Annotated in this window: 13 protein-coding genes; 3 read left to right on the top strand and 10 right to left on the bottom strand. The window is 72.5% G+C overall.

Annotated elements, in window-relative coordinates:
* Window positions 1-53 precede the first annotated feature (53 nt).
* From BM339_RS08125 to BM339_RS08140, 4 genes are all read right to left on the bottom strand, one after another.
* Window positions 54-1,313 carry an ABC transporter substrate-binding protein gene (locus tag BM339_RS08125; protein ID WP_075020394.1) on the bottom strand — a complete coding sequence of 420 codons (1,260 nt, stop codon included), beginning with the start codon at window positions 1,311-1,313 and terminating at the stop codon, window positions 54-56.
* Between the two features lie 35 nt (window positions 1,314-1,348).
* The gene (locus tag BM339_RS08130) at window positions 1,349-2,209 is read right to left on the bottom strand and encodes a carbohydrate ABC transporter permease (RefSeq protein ID WP_024936332.1); all 861 of its coding nucleotides are present in this window, start codon (window positions 2,207-2,209) and stop codon (window positions 1,349-1,351) included.
* Window positions 2,193-3,185 carry a carbohydrate ABC transporter permease gene (locus BM339_RS08135; protein WP_075020395.1) on the bottom strand — a complete coding sequence of 331 codons (993 nt, stop codon included), beginning with the start codon at window positions 3,183-3,185 and terminating at the stop codon, window positions 2,193-2,195. The genes BM339_RS08130 and BM339_RS08135 overlap by 17 nt, the downstream gene beginning before the upstream one ends.
* A 249-nt stretch (window positions 3,186-3,434) precedes the next feature.
* On the bottom strand, window positions 3,435-4,397 hold the full coding sequence (locus tag BM339_RS08140; protein WP_075020396.1) for a LacI family DNA-binding transcriptional regulator: 963 nt from the start codon (window positions 4,395-4,397) through the stop codon (window positions 3,435-3,437).
* Between the two features lie 144 nt (window positions 4,398-4,541).
* On the opposite strand from BM339_RS08140, the gene BM339_RS08145 reads away from it, so the two are divergent.
* From BM339_RS08145 to BM339_RS08155, 3 genes are read left to right on the top strand one after another with little or no spacing between them, the layout of a single operon-like run.
* Window positions 4,542-5,426, top strand: a complete 885-nt coding sequence (locus tag BM339_RS08145; RefSeq protein ID WP_024936330.1) for an NAD-dependent epimerase/dehydratase family protein — start codon at window positions 4,542-4,544, stop codon at window positions 5,424-5,426.
* An 11-nt stretch (window positions 5,427-5,437) separates the two neighbouring features.
* Window positions 5,438-6,490 carry a mandelate racemase/muconate lactonizing enzyme family protein gene (locus BM339_RS08150; protein ID WP_075020397.1) on the top strand — a complete coding sequence of 351 codons (1,053 nt, stop codon included), beginning with the start codon at window positions 5,438-5,440 and terminating at the stop codon, window positions 6,488-6,490.
* Between the two features lie 5 nt (window positions 6,491-6,495).
* Window positions 6,496-8,391 (top strand): DUF6807 family protein, encoded by a 1,896-nt coding sequence (locus tag BM339_RS08155; protein WP_256255261.1) that lies wholly within the window; start codon window positions 6,496-6,498, stop codon window positions 8,389-8,391.
* A 13-nt stretch (window positions 8,392-8,404) separates the two neighbouring features.
* On the opposite strand, the gene BM339_RS08160 is transcribed toward BM339_RS08155, so the two are convergent.
* From BM339_RS08160 to BM339_RS08185, 6 genes are all read right to left on the bottom strand, one after another.
* Entirely contained in the window at window positions 8,405-9,175 is a 771-nt protein-coding gene (locus BM339_RS08160; protein ID WP_021597289.1) for a peptidoglycan recognition protein family protein, read from the bottom strand.
* A gap of 165 nt (window positions 9,176-9,340) precedes the next feature.
* Complete coding sequence (locus BM339_RS08165; RefSeq protein ID WP_075020399.1) at window positions 9,341-9,661, bottom strand: GroES family chaperonin; 321 nt, start codon at window positions 9,659-9,661, stop codon at window positions 9,341-9,343.
* A 10-nt stretch (window positions 9,662-9,671) separates the two neighbouring features.
* Complete coding sequence (locus BM339_RS08170; RefSeq protein ID WP_075020400.1) at window positions 9,672-10,580, bottom strand: NAD-dependent epimerase/dehydratase family protein; 909 nt, start codon at window positions 10,578-10,580, stop codon at window positions 9,672-9,674.
* Window positions 10,581-10,622: 42 nt separating this feature from the next.
* Window positions 10,623-11,381: a serine protease gene (locus BM339_RS08175; RefSeq protein WP_075020401.1), complete on the bottom strand. Its 759-nt coding sequence runs from the start codon at window positions 11,379-11,381 to the stop codon at window positions 10,623-10,625.
* A 17-nt stretch (window positions 11,382-11,398) separates the two neighbouring features.
* Window positions 11,399-12,346 carry a DMT family transporter gene (locus BM339_RS08180; protein ID WP_021599077.1) on the bottom strand — a complete coding sequence of 316 codons (948 nt, stop codon included), beginning with the start codon at window positions 12,344-12,346 and terminating at the stop codon, window positions 11,399-11,401.
* Window positions 12,347-12,468: 122 nt separating this feature from the next.
* Entirely contained in the window at window positions 12,469-13,236 is a 768-nt protein-coding gene (locus BM339_RS08185; protein WP_021599076.1) for an SDR family NAD(P)-dependent oxidoreductase, read from the bottom strand.
* Between the last annotated feature and the right edge of the window lie 11 nt (window positions 13,237-13,247).

Consider the following 13,247-nt stretch of genomic DNA (forward strand, 5'->3'; position numbering starts at 1 on the left):
TGGGGGTGCCGTGCGGCCCGGCCGCCTAGGGGGCCGCACGGCACGTCACGAACTCACTGGGACAGGGTGTTGTTGGCCTCGGTGATGAAGGCCTTGGCCGCCGCGTCGGGCGTGGCCTTCTTGAACAGCACCGAGTCGGTGGCGCGCTTGAGGATGTCCTCCATCTCCGTCGCGCCCTTCGGCGGGACGACCACCGGGCTGAGATCGTTCTTGATCGATTCCATGAAGGCCAGCACCTTCTGGTCGGCCGGGGTCAGCTTGTCCTTGATCGCGGCGATGACCGTGCCGTTGGTCGGCAGGCCGCGGTCGCTGAGCAGGATGGCGCCCGCGTCCGGGTCGTTGACCAGGAAGTCGACGAACTTCTGGGCGGCGGCGGTCTTCTCGGTCCGGGCCGAGATCGTGTAGTACATCGCCGGCTGCAGGAACATGCCGGAGGTGGCGGCGCCCGGGATCCTCGGCATGCGCAGCAGGTCGAGCTCCTCGCCGGAGCCCTTGGTCAGCGCGTCGAGCTGGTTGCTCCACCAGCTCCCGAAAGCGCTTTCCTTGGTGACGAGCAGCGCCTGGTCGGGCTTGGTGCCGGTCTCCAGCATCTTGGCGGCGCCCGGGCCCGCCTTGGTGTCGATGATCTTCTGCAGCAGCGCCCACCAGTCCTTGACGGTCTGCTCCGAGACGCCGAGCTTGCCGTCCTTGTAGAACGGCTCGCCCCGCTGGGCGGCGTAGATCTGGAGGAAGGCCGGGTTCTCGTTGTACTCGGTGCCCCAGGGCTTGCCGCCGTTCCTCTCGGTGATCTTCTGGGAGAGGGCGATGTAGTCGTCCCAGGTCCAGGTCTTGTCGTCGGGGACCTTCTGGCCGGCCTTCGCGACGGCCTTCCTGTTGACGATCATCGGGAAGGCGTTGACACCGGTGGGGATCGCGTACTGCTTGCCGTCGACCTGGCCCGCCTTGAGGACGCTCTGGTCGAGGTCGGTGGTGTTGATCTTGCCGGTCAGGTCGGTGATGGTGCCCCGGCCGGAGTACTCCGCCAGCGCGCGGATCTCGATGGAGATGACGTCCGGCGCGTCCCCGGCCGCGGTCTTGGTGGCGAGCTTCTCGTAGTAGCTGTCGAAGTCGGAGAAGTCGCCCTCGACCTTGATCGACGGGTTCTTCTCCTCGAACTTGGCGATGGCGGCCTCGGTCAGCTTCTGACGGGAGTCGCTGCCCCAGTAGGAGAAGACGATCTGGTTCTCGTCGCCGGAATCGCCGTCGCCGCTTCCGCAGGCGGTGGCCGACACCGCGAGCAGGGTGACGGCGGCGGCCGCCAGGATGCGTTTCATGTGCTGTACCTCCGGGGGACGGGGGTGGAGAGGCGCTATTTGAGGCCGGTCGTCGACATGCCTCGGACGAGGTATTTCTGGCCGGCCAGGAAGAAACCGAAGATCGGCCCCAGCGAGACGATCGACATCGCGAACATCGGCCCCCAGGACGACTCGCCGCTCGAATCGAGGAAATGGCGCAGCGCGACCGGGGCCGTGAGCCGGTCGGAATTGGTCAGGTAGAGGTTCTGGGTGAAGAAGTCGTTCCACGTCCAGATGAATGTGAAGATCGCCGTGGTGGCCAGCGCGGGGACGCACAGCGGCATCACGACCTGCAGGAACGTGCGCCAGTGGCCCGCGCCGTCGATCGCCGCCGCCTCGTCCAGCTCGCGGGGGAGGGTGCGGATGAACTGCACCATCAGGAAGATGAAGAACGCGTCGGTGGCCAGGAACTTCGGCACCACGATCGGCCAGATCGTGTTGATCCAGTCGACCTTGTTGAACATGATGTACTGCGGCACGACCGTCACATGGTGCGGCAGCATGATCGAGCCCAGCATGATGGCGAACCAGAGCTTCTTGAACGGGAACTCCAGCCGCGCGAACGCGTACGCCGCCAGCGAGCAGGCGACCAGGTTGCCGACCACCGCCAGGCCGGTGATGACCGCGGAGTTCCACAGGTAGTAGCCGAAGGAGTGCTTGAGCGCGTCCCAGCCGCCGGTGTAGTTCTCGCCGGTCACCTCCGAGGGGACCAGGCCGGGCTCCCGGAAGATCAGTTCCTCGGGCTTGACCGAGCTGGAGACCATCCACAGCAGCGGGTAGAGCATGAACAGCCCGAACGCGATCAGCAGGACGTGCCTGGTCAGCCGCGAGGCGGGCCGGAACAGGACCGGCACGCGCTTACTTGTCGTCGCCATAGAAGACCCAGAATCGAGACATGAGGAAGTTGACGGCGGTCAGAGCCCCGATGATGAGCAGGAGCACCCACGCCATGGCGGCCGCGTATCCCATCTCGTAGTTCTTGAAGCCCTTGATGTAGAGGTAGAGCGTGTAGAAGAGGGTCGAGTCGACCGGTCCGCCGTTGCCGCCGCTGACGACGAACGCCTGCGTGAACGACTGGAAGGACTTGATCACCTCCAGCACGGCGTTGAAGAAGATGATCGGCGTGAGCAGCGGCAGCGTGATCGAGCGGAACTGCCGGATCCGTCCGGCCCCGTCGACCCGGGCCGCCTCGTACAGGGTCTGCGGGATCTGCCGGAGCCCCGCCAGGAAGATGACCATCGGGGCGCCGAACGTCCAGACGTGCAGAATGATCAGCGTCCACAGCGCGGTGTCGGGGCTGGTGACCCACCCCTGCCCCTCGTAGCCGAACCAGCCGAGGAACGTGTTGACGATCCCGTCGACCCCGAAGATCTTCCGCCACAGGATCGAGATCGCCACGCTGCCGCCGAGCAGTGAGGGCAGGTAGAAGACCGACCGGTAGAACGACAGCCCGCGCAGCCCCTTGTCCAGCGCGATGGCCAGCCCGAGGGCGAAGGCGAGCTGCAGCGGGACCGAGACGACGACGTAGGTGGTCGTCACCGTGAGCGAGTTCATGTACCGGTCGTCGGCCGTGAACATCTCGTCGTAGTTGTCCAGGCCCACCCAGTGGGCCTCGGACAGCAGGCTGTAGTCGGTGAAGGACAGGTACAGCGAGGCGATCATCGGGCCGAGCGTGACGGCGAACAGGCCGATGAACCAGGGGGCCAGGAACAGGTAGGCGGCCCACGCCTGCGAGCGGGCGCGGGAGCTCTTGCGGCGGCGGGGGCGGCGCCCGCCCCTCCGCCCGGACGACGTGACCGGGGTCCCGGCCGCCTCCGTCTCCGGGACGGCCGCCGCGGGCCTCAGCGTCATCACTGGCCCTTCGGTGAGTGGGGTGAGTGAGATAGCGCTTTCTTATAGCGGCCGCGGCGATGACGTCAACCCTTTGCAGTGAGATTCCTCACGATCACCCTCGCAGTGCCATCATATAAGCCCAGCTAGATACCGATCCTGCCCTGCGGCTCCGTGGTCAGACGCGTCCGGCCGTACGTCCATTACTACAACCGATTGCATTATTCGGCATGCGGAGGCGGTCGGTGGCGACCGACGGCCCGTGCGCTCTCATGGGGATCCTGCCGGGGGAGCGGTGGACTCGCGGACCACCAGGTGGGTCTCCAGGACGGTGGCCGCGCTCATCGGCTTGATGAGCAGGTCGACGGCCAGCCGCCCGGCGTCGGCCGTGGGCATCGCGACCGTGGTGAGCTTGGGCCGGTGCATGCGCCCGGTGATGCTGTCGTCGATGCCGATCACGCTGACGTCGCCGGGCACCGCGACGCCCCGCTCCTCCAGGCCGGCGACGAGGCCGATCGCGACGAGGTCGTTGTAGGCCAGGACGCCGGTCACCCCCGCCTCGGCCACCTGCGCCGCGACGGCGAGCCCGCCCTCCTCGGTCGGCGCGTTCGGGCCGATGACGAGCGTCTCCAGGCCGGGCGCGCCGGTGACGGCCCGGCGCAGCTCGCCGCTGGTCCAGGAGCCGGCGGGCCCGGCCGCGAGTGCCACCCGGCGGTGGCCGAGCCCGGCGAGGTGCCCCATCGCGGCGCGGGCGCCGCTGGCGACGTCCATGACGACCGTCGGCACCCCGCGCATCCGCCGGTTGACCAGGACGAACGGGATCGTCTCGGCGAGCTTGCCGAGCGCCTTGTTCGACAGCCGGGGGCTGCACAGCACGATGCCGTCGACCTGCTTGGAGAAGGCCATGACGAGGTCCTGCTCCTCGGCCGGGTCCTCGTCGGTGTCGGCGACGAACAGGTGGTAGTCCTGGCCGCGGGCGGTGGCCTGGGCGGCCTTGATCAGCGGGGGGAAGAACGGGTTCGCGAGGTCGGCCACGATCAGCCCGAGGTTGCCGGTCCGGCCCGTGGTGAGCGACCGGGCCGCCCGGTTGGGCCGGTAGCCGAGCCGCTCCGCCACGCCGAGGACCCGCGTCCGCGTCTCGGCGTTCACCATGTGCGGCGCGGAGAAGGTCCGCGAGACCGTCGAGACGTGGACGCCGGACGCGGACGCGACGTCCCGGATAGTCACTGCCATGGCAGGCATCCTAACGCAACCGTTTGCAAGACATAGAGCACTGCAACTGGTGTTTTAGCTGGTCGAGCAAGTTTGCTTGACGAACACCACCGGCAGGCCGATTGTTTTACTGCAACTGATTGCAGCAAGCTGAGGAGTTCGCGCGTGAGCAGAGTGCTCGTCACCGGAAGCGCGGGGCGGCTCGGCCGCAGCGTCGTCGCCATGCTGGCCGCCGCCGGGCACGAGGTGATCGGCGTCGACCCCGCTCCCGGCACCCCCCGGGACGCCGCCGACACCCTACCGGCCGACCTCACCGATCCCGGCGAGGCCTACTCGGTGGTCGCCCGCTTCCGGCCCGGCGCGGTCGTGCACCTCGCCGCCATCGCCGTCCCGTTCGGCCGGACGGACGCCACGACGTTCCGGGTGAACACCCAGCTCGCCTTCAACGTCTGCGCGGCGGCGGTGGCGTTCGACGTGCCGAAGCTGGTCGTCGCCAGCAGCCCGACCGTGCTGGGCTACGGCGCGCCCGGCTGGACCCCGTCCTACCTGCCGCTGGACGAGGAGCACCCGACCCTGCCCTGGAACGCCTACGGCCTCTCGAAGGTCGTCGCCGAGGAGACCGTGCGGACGTTCGCCCGCGCGGGCGGCGGCACGAGGACGGCCGCGTTCCGGCCGTGCTTCGTCGTCGCACCCGAGGAGTGGGAGGGCGCGCCGACCCAGTCGGGGCACACGCTCCGCGAGCGGCTCGACCGGCCCGAGATCGGCGCCACCTCGCTGTTCAACTACATCGACGCCCGGGACGCCGGCGAGTTCGTCGGCGCGCTCCTCGCCCGGCTGCCGGAGCTGGAGCGCGACGGCGAGGTGTTCCTCGCCGGGGCCGGTGACGCGCTGGCGCGCGAACCGCTGGCGGAGCTGCTGCCCCGCTTCGTCCCGCAGGCCCGGGAACTCGCCGCCTCGCTCACCGGCACCGCCCCCGCCTTCTCCTCCGCCAAGGCCGGGCGGCTGCTCGGCTGGACCGCCAAGCGCAGCTGGCGCACCGAACTCGCCTGAAGGGCCTCCCCATGATCAAAGACGTGTCGGTCGAGGCGCGGTCGGTGCCCCTGGCCCGGCCGTGGGGGCCGGACGTGCCCTGCAACCACGTCCTGTTCGTCGCGCTCACGCTGGACGACGGGCGGACGGGAACCGGGATCTGCTGGACGCCCCAGATCGGGGCGCACGCGGTCAGGGCGCTGCTGGAGCACGACGTCCGCGACGCCGTGATCGGGCTTCCGGCGCACCCCGGCGTCGTGTGGGACAGGCTGTCGGCCCATCTCGCGGAGGCGGGCCGGTCCGGCATCGTCCCGATCGCGATGGCCGGGGTGGATCTCGCGCTGTGGGACCTGGAGTGCGGCGGGCGCTCCCTGGTGGAGGTCCTCGGGGCGAGGCGCGAGAGCGTCCCGGTGTACGGCAGCGGCGTGAACCTCCACTACACGCTCGACGAGCTGACCGCCCAGGCCGCGCGGTGGGCGGACGCCGGGCACCCCGCCGTCAAGATCAAGGTCGGCCGGCCCGCGCTCGCCGAGGACGTCGAGCGCGTCGCCGCCGTCCGCGAGGTCATCGGCCCTGAGGTGGCGCTGATGGTCGACGCGAACCAGCGGTGGGACCTGCACCGGGCCCGGACCGCGCTGCGGGCGCTGGAGCCGTTCGACCTGTTCTGGATCGAGGAGCCGCTGCCGGCCGACGACCTCGCCGCCCACGCGGAGCTGCGCCGGAGCGTCGGCACGCCGGTCGCGGTCGGCGAGAACGTCGCCACCGCGCACGGCTTCCGCGACCTGCTGGCGTCCGGTGCCTGCGACGTGGTCCAGCCGAACCTCGTGCGGGTCGGCGGCGTCACCCCGTTCCTGCGCATCGCCGAGATCGCCCGCGTCTTCGACGTGCCGGTCTACCCGCACCTGCTCACCGAGCTGTCGGGGCAGCTGGCCCTCGCCCTGCACCATCCGGCGATGGTGGAGCTGGTGGAGGACGCCTCGCTCACCGGCCTCGGGCTGCTCGCCGAGCCGTCCCCGGTGGAGATCGCCGGCGCCGAGCTGCGGGCGACGGGCGCGCCGACGCGATGGGCGCGGGGGCCGCGGTGAGGCCGGTGCGGGTGGTCGTCGCCGGGGTCAACGGCTACGGGCGCCACCATCTGGAGAACGTCCGGCGCCTGGCCGCGGTGGGCCGGGCCGAGCCGGCGGGGGTGTGCGACCTCCGGCCGCCGGCGGGGCTCGGCGTGCCGGTCTCGGCGGACCTCCCCGCGCTGATCCGGGAGACCGGCGCCGAGATCGCGGTGATCGCCACGCCGATCCACACCCATGCCCCGCTGGCGGTGGCCGCGCTCCGGGCCGGCGCGCACGTGCTGCTGGAGAAGCCGCCCGCGCCGTCGGCCGCGGAGTTCGAGGAGATCTCCGCCGCGGTGGCCGAGACGGGGCTCGCCTGCCAGGTCGGCTTCCAGTCGCTCGGCTCGGAGGCGGTCCGGGCCGCCCGGGACGTGCTCGGCGAGCCGGTCCGCGGCATCGGGGTGGCCGGGGCGTGGACGCGGCCGTTCGGCTACTACACCCGCTCGGCCTGGGCGGGCCGCCGGAGGCTGGACGGCGTCGACGTCATGGACGGCGCCCTCACGAACCCCTTCGCCCACGCGGTCGCCTCCGCGCTGGCCGTCGCCGGGGCGGACACGATGGACTCGGTCGCCGGCATCGAGCTGGAGCTCCACCGCGCCAACGCGATCGAGTCCGACGACACCTCCAGCGCCCGGATCCGGCTGGCCGGCGGCGTGGTCGTCGCCGTCACCGTCTCGCTGTGCGCGGACCGGCGCACCGAGCCCTACCTCCACCTCCACGGCGCGACCCGGTCGGCCCGGCTGTTCTACACAGTCGACGAGATCGAGATGGACGGCGTCAGGACCGGCTTCGGCCGGGCCGACCTGCTCGAAAACCTCGTCACGCACGTCCGGGAGGGCACCGGCCTCCTGGTGCCGCTCGCGCGCACGGGCGGCTTCACCCGGCTGCTCGACGCGATCCGGCTCGCCCCCGACCCGCGGCCGGTCGAGGGGCGGTTCGTCCGGACCGAGCCCGCGCGGCTGGTCCTGCCCGGCATCGAGGACCTGGCGGTCCGCGCGGCGCGGGAGCTGGCGACCCTCGGCGAACTGGGCTTCCCCGGCAGCCTCGGGTCGCTGTCCGAGCCGTGGCCCGAGACGGTGCTGAGGGTCGGCGGGCAGGAGGTCGCCACGTACGTCCAGCGCGGGGACCTGCAGGCCACCGACGCGCCGCGGCCCCACCTGCACCCGGTCCGCACCCTCGGCGGGACGGTCGTCACCGAGGTCCAGCCGGACGACCACGTGCACCACTTCGGCGCCGGCATCGCGATCGCCGACGTCGACGGGGTGAACTTCTGGGGCGGCTCCACCTACGTCCGCGGCGAGGGGCCGGCGATGCTCCGCGACCACGGGCGGCAGCGGCGGCGCACGCTCCGGCCGGCCGGCGGCGGCTACGAGGAGACCCTCGACTGGGTCGGCCCTGACGGCACCGTTCTCGCCGCCGAGCAGCGGACCCTCTCCGCGCGGCCCGTGACCGGCGCGTGGGCGCTCGACGTCGCGTTCACGCTGACCGGCCGGACAGGGCGGCCGCTCGTCCTGCAGAGCTCGGCGTGCAAGGGCCGGACCGGGGCGGGCTACGGCGGCTTCTTCTGGCGGGCGCCCAAGGACTCGGCCGGCCTGGAGGCCTTCACCGGCGAGGCGTCCGGCGAAGAGGCCGTGCACGGCAGCGTCACCCCGTGGCTGGCGCTGGCCTCGGACGCCTGGACCCTGGTGTTCGTCCAGACCGCCGGGCTCGACCCGTGGTTCGTGCGGGTCGCGCAGTACCCCGGCGTCGGCCCCGCCCTGGCGTGGGAGGAGCCGCTGACCGTCCCCGGGCGCCTGGACCGGGCGATCACCGTCGTCGTCGCCGACGGGCGGCTCACCCCGGACCGGGCCCGCGGCCTCGCCGGAGAGGCCGCCCTGTGACGTGCCGCGCCGGTCAGCCCCTCTCGTCCGGGCCGACGGCCGGGCCGTGGTCGCCGCGGCGGCGGGGACCCGGCAGGCCGCTGCGGACGAACGGGGCCGGGCTCTCGGTGGTGAGCACCGCGCCGAGCGCGGCGCCGACCTCGTTGCGCAGCCGGGGCAGCTCGGCGTAGAGGGCGTCGCCGGGGCACTGGGTGGCGACGTAGTCGCGGTGCCCCACGATGGCGGCATGGGGGTCGAGGCCGTAGACGTCGCACAGCCAGGCGAGCGTCTGGACGAGCGACGTCCACAGGGCCGCCGTGGGAAGCGCCGTGATGTAGGTGCCCTCGTTCTCGATGCCGAGGGTGTGGCCGTTGTGGTTCGCGGTCTGCGCGCCCATCACGTTGGCGCCCTGGCCGACGGCTTCGAGCGAGCGGTTGCGGCCTTCCATGACGTGGCCGCCGCGGCTGATGGTGAGCTGCTGGCCCGTGTCGGCCCACCCGTTGGTGTCCATGTGGAGGTCCTGGCAGTCGCGGGACAGCTGGAAGGCGTGGGCGAGGGAGTAGTCGGTGGAGTTCGGGAAGGCCATGTGGTGGACGACGAGGTGGTCGGGCGCGGCGATGATCTGCGCGGTGGACGACGGCGGCCTGGCGCTCCACTCCGCCCGCGTGTAGACGCGCGGCGCGGCGAGGCCGCGGGCGGCGCGCGGGCGGGCGAGATCGGCCGTCCCGAGCAGGACGGCGCCGCCCGCGACGGCGCCCGCTCTGGTCAGGAAGGCGCGGCGGGCGAGGGGCGAGAGCTCGGACATGGCGGGGGGCTCCTCGGGTCGAACCGTGTTCTGCCGACCATGCCTAGTTGAGGAGCACCCGGGGGAACAGGTGAAAAGTGAGCAACCCGGGCGGCGTCCCGTTGGCACCTCGCAGGATCCGCGCTGCTCATCCGGGGGGCGCCGGGGCCGGAGCCCCGGCCGCGGTCAGAGGTACAGGCCGGTGCCGTGCTCGGGACGTTCGCTGGCGATCGCGTGCAGGTCGCGCTCGCGCATGATGAGGTAATTCTCGCCCTGGATCTCCACCTCGTACTGGTCGCCGGGGTGGAACAGCACGCGGTCGCCGGGCTTGACGATCCGGACGTGGTGGCCGACCCCGCACACCTCGCCCCACACGAGGCGGTTCTCCTGCTCGACCGTCGCGGGGATGACGATCCCGCCCGTGCTGCGGCGCTCGCCGCTGTCCTTCTCTGTCTTGATCATGACCCGGTCGTGCGGCATCTGGACTTCGAACTTCGGCTCGGACACGCGGGCGAGTTTATCCGCCCGCGCGGACCAGGGCGTTCCACGCACCGGCGATGATCTCCGGCAGGGCGGAGCGGTCCGGCCGCCAGCCGAGGCCGGCCCGGATCGCGGTGGCGTCGCAGACCAGCACCGGCGCCTCGGGCCGGGCGGGCCGGCGGCGGGTGGGCACCGGCCGCCCGGTGACCTCCTCGACGGCGGCGACGACCTCGCGCACGGCCGCCCCGGCGCCGCTGCCGACGTTGTAGACGCGGTCCTCGCCCGGCGCGACGGCCTCCACCGCCCGCACGTAGGCGGCGGCGAGATCGTCGACGTGCAGGTACTCGCGGACCGCCAGCCCGTCGCCGTTGACATCCAGGTGCGGGGCGCGGCCGGCGGCCACCGCGAGCGCCTTCGGGATCAGCCGGGTCTCGTCGGGGTCGACGCGCCCGTCCACCGAGCCGGCGACGTTGAAGGTGCGCAGCACGACCGCGCCGATCGCGCCGGTCCGGGCGTGGAACCGGACGGCCTGCTCGGCGGCCAGCTTCGAGGCCCCGTACGGGCTGGCCGGAGCCGCGGGCTCGCTCTCGGGGATCGGCTGCCGCTCCGGGGTCCCGTACACGGCGGCGGTCGAGCCGAGCACGACCCGGTCCGTGTCCACGGCCTCCAGCAGGTTCACGGTCCCCTGGACGTTAGCGGTGAAATACCGCAGGGGCGCGTCGAACGACTCGCGGACGCGGGTGAGCGCCGCGAGGTGGCAGATCCCGTCATAGGGGCCGCGCGGCAGCCCGTCCGGGACGAGGAGGTCGCCGTGGACGGGCCGGACCCCGTCCGGCACGCCGGCGGCCCGGCGCACCAGTCCGTCCACGTCGTGCCCGGCCGCGACCAGCCGCCGCCCCACCGCGTACCCGATGTATCCCGCCGCCCCCGTCACCAGCACCCGCATGGGGCCAGCATCCGGCCCCGGGCGCGGCGGGGCAAGGGCCGGTCAGGGCAGGGAGCCGAGCCGCGCGTAGACGCCGGGGTAGCCGGGCTCGCCGCAGCCGTAGCCCCAGGAGACCAGCCCGACGACGCGTCCGCGCGCGACCAGCGGGCCGCCGCTGTCGAACTGGCAGGAGTCGGCGGTGTCCGATCCGGCGCACAGCATGTCGGACGGGTCGAACGCGTCGCCGTAGGCGCGCTCGCACGCCCGGTCGCCGGGGAGCGGCACGCGGGCCTCGCGCAGACGGGTGTTGAACAGGTCGTTCTCGGAGGTGAAGCCCCAGCCGGCGATCCGTCCCGTCCGGGCGTTCCCGGGCGCGCCGAGGGCGGCGACCGGACGGTCCACGCGCCGCGCCAGCGTGAGGACGGCGAGATCGTGGTGGCCGACGGTCTCGCCCTTGAACGAGGTCTCCCGGTACTCGGGGTGCACGCGGACGGACGTCACCCCGACCGTCTCCCCGTCGGCGCCGACCAGGTCGTCCCGTCCGAAGGTGGCCGTCAGGACCCCCGGCACGGAGCGGAACATCGACACGCAGTGCCCCGCGGTGAGCAGCTTGTCGGGCTCGATCAGGACGCCGCCGCAGAACTGCCCGGACGGCCGGACGAGGAAGATCGGCGACCCGACCGCGGCCAGCCACGGGTACGCGGCGGTGCGCGCCGGGGTGCCGCCGACGACGGCGTGCGCGGGCGGCGTGGCGAGCATCGGGAGCAGCAGCGCGGCGGCGAGCAGGGCCGCGCCGAGGAGCCGGCGGGGGGTGACGGTCATTGCGGCAATCTAAACGATCAGCGGAGGGCCCGCACGCCCTTCCCCGGGGGAGGCGGCACGGCCGCCGGGTGCGGCTCCTCGTACCGGGGGAACAGCACCAGGGCGGCCAGCGCGAGCACGAAGCCGCCCGTCCGCAGTGCGAACGGCTCGGTCTCCTGCGGCCACCGCTCGCCGAACAGCACGGTGCTGCTGACGATCAGGTACGTCCGTCCGATGACGGTCAGCACCACCGCGACGATCGCGACGCGGCAGCGCTGCAGCGCGATCTGCAGCTGCCCCAGCGCGATGGCGGCGAGGCCGAGCGTCAGGTACGGGTAGGGGGACTCCAAGACCGTCCGGACGCTCCCGGTCTCCTGGTAGACGATCGAGATGCCGCGGATGCCGGCCTCGGCGAGCCCGGCGCAGGCCCCAGCGCCGATCCCGTAGGCGACGCCGGCGAGCTTGCGGGCGTGCCGGCCGCCCGCGCGGCGGTCGCCGACCAGCCACACCAGCGCCGCGACGACCACCGCGGGGGCGCAGACGGCGATCATCGTCCACGGCCGGGCCAGCGTCCCGGCGAGGGTCGCGTCCGCGTGCGGCTCGCCCTCCTCGGTGGCCGACAGCCCGATCAGCACCGTCGCGAGGACGAACAGCGCGACGCTCGCCCACTCCCGGGCGCTGAGCCGCTCGCCGAGGAAGCGCACGGCGAACGCGACGAGGAACACCAGGCTGACGGCGAAGATCGGCTGCGCGACGGCGAGGGGCACCGCGGAGAAGGCCACGACCTCGTGGCCGAGGCCGAGGAACAGCAGCAGGCCGCCGCCCAGCCAGACCGGGTTCGTCAGCATGAGGCGGGCGACGCGGAACGGGCGGCTGCCGCGCAGCGGCTCCATGCGGCGCGCGGAGATCCGGAAGACGAGGAAGGCGATGTAGTAGACGGTGGTGGCGAGCAGGGCGAGGGCGGCGTGACCCAGGTCGTGACCCATCGGGAAAGACCTCTCGGCGGACGGGGGCTGGGGTGGAGGCCGTTCGGCGCGCCATCGAACCGGCCCTGCCACCCTGCCCTGTCATCCCGCCCGTGACAAGACCGTGACCCTTGACTGAGTGATCAGTCGTATTTACGGCCGGTAGTGGACGACAGCCGCGTCACCAGGCCGCGGGGCAGGAGGCGGCCGACGCCGACGATGGCCTTGTACTGCGGGCTCGGGACGCTGACCTGGACGCCGCGGCGCAGGTCGCGCAGCGCGGCGTTCACGACGTCGTCCTTGTCCAGCCACATGAACTTCGGGACGTCCGACATGTCCATCTGGGCGCGGTCGTGGAACTCGGTGCGCACGAAACCGGGGCACAGCGCCATCACCCGGACCCCGCCCCGCGACCGCGCGCCGATGTCGGCCGCGACGCCCTGGCTGAAGCTCACCACCCAGGCCTTGGACGCCCCATAGGTGCCCCGCGTCGCGAACGCCGCGGCGGAGGAGACGTTGATGACGCCGCCGCGGCCCCGCTCCAGCATCCCCGGCAGGACGGCGTGCGTGAGCCGCAGCACGGCCTCGCAGTGCACCTTGAGCATGGTCAGCTCGTCCGACACGGGGACGTCGAGGAACACGCCCTTGTTGCCGAAGCCGGCGTTGTTGACGAGGAGGTCGACGCCGTCGCGGACGCGTTTCTCCGCCGCCGCGAGGCCGTCCTCGGCGGACAGGTCGGCGGGCAATGCCTCGGTGCGGACGGCGTACTTCTCGCGCAGGTCCGCGGCGGTGCGCTCCAGGCGCTCCGCGTCGCGGGCCAGCAGGACCAGGTCGAACCCGTCGGAGGCGAGGCGGCGGGCGAAGGCGGCACCGATCCCCGCGGTCGCGCCGGTGATGAAGGCGGTCGGCATGGCACAGAGCC

Source organism: Actinomadura madurae (genome assembly GCF_900115095.1).
Lineage (GTDB): Bacteria > Actinomycetota > Actinomycetes > Streptosporangiales > Streptosporangiaceae > Spirillospora > Spirillospora madurae.

Bases quoted from the DNA above. Each gene is read 5' to 3' on its own strand.
- BM339_RS08130 (WP_024936332.1), bottom strand. From the start codon at position 2,209: ATGGCGACGACAAGTAAGCGCGTGCCGGTCCTGTTCCGGCCCGCCTCG.
- BM339_RS08150 (WP_075020397.1), top strand. From the start codon at position 5,438: ATGATCAAAGACGTGTCGGTCGAGGCGCGGTCGGTGCCCCTGGCCCGG.
- BM339_RS08125 (WP_075020394.1), bottom strand. From the start codon at position 1,313: ATGAAACGCATCCTGGCGGCCGCCGCCGTCACCCTGCTCGCGGTGTCG.
- BM339_RS08180 (WP_021599077.1), bottom strand. From the start codon at position 12,346: ATGGGTCACGACCTGGGTCACGCCGCCCTCGCCCTGCTCGCCACCACC.
- BM339_RS08160 (WP_021597289.1), bottom strand. From the start codon at position 9,175: ATGTCCGAGCTCTCGCCCCTCGCCCGCCGCGCCTTCCTGACCAGAGCG.
- BM339_RS08175 (WP_075020401.1), bottom strand. From the start codon at position 11,381: ATGACCGTCACCCCCCGCCGGCTCCTCGGCGCGGCCCTGCTCGCCGCC.
- BM339_RS08140 (WP_075020396.1), bottom strand. From the start codon at position 4,397: ATGGCAGTGACTATCCGGGACGTCGCGTCCGCGTCCGGCGTCCACGTC.
- BM339_RS08185 (WP_021599076.1), bottom strand. From the start codon at position 13,236: ATGCCGACCGCCTTCATCACCGGCGCGACCGCGGGGATCGGTGCCGCC.
- BM339_RS08170 (WP_075020400.1), bottom strand. From the start codon at position 10,580: ATGCGGGTGCTGGTGACGGGGGCGGCGGGATACATCGGGTACGCGGTG.
- BM339_RS08135 (WP_075020395.1), bottom strand. From the start codon at position 3,185: ATGACGCTGAGGCCCGCGGCGGCCGTCCCGGAGACGGAGGCGGCCGGG.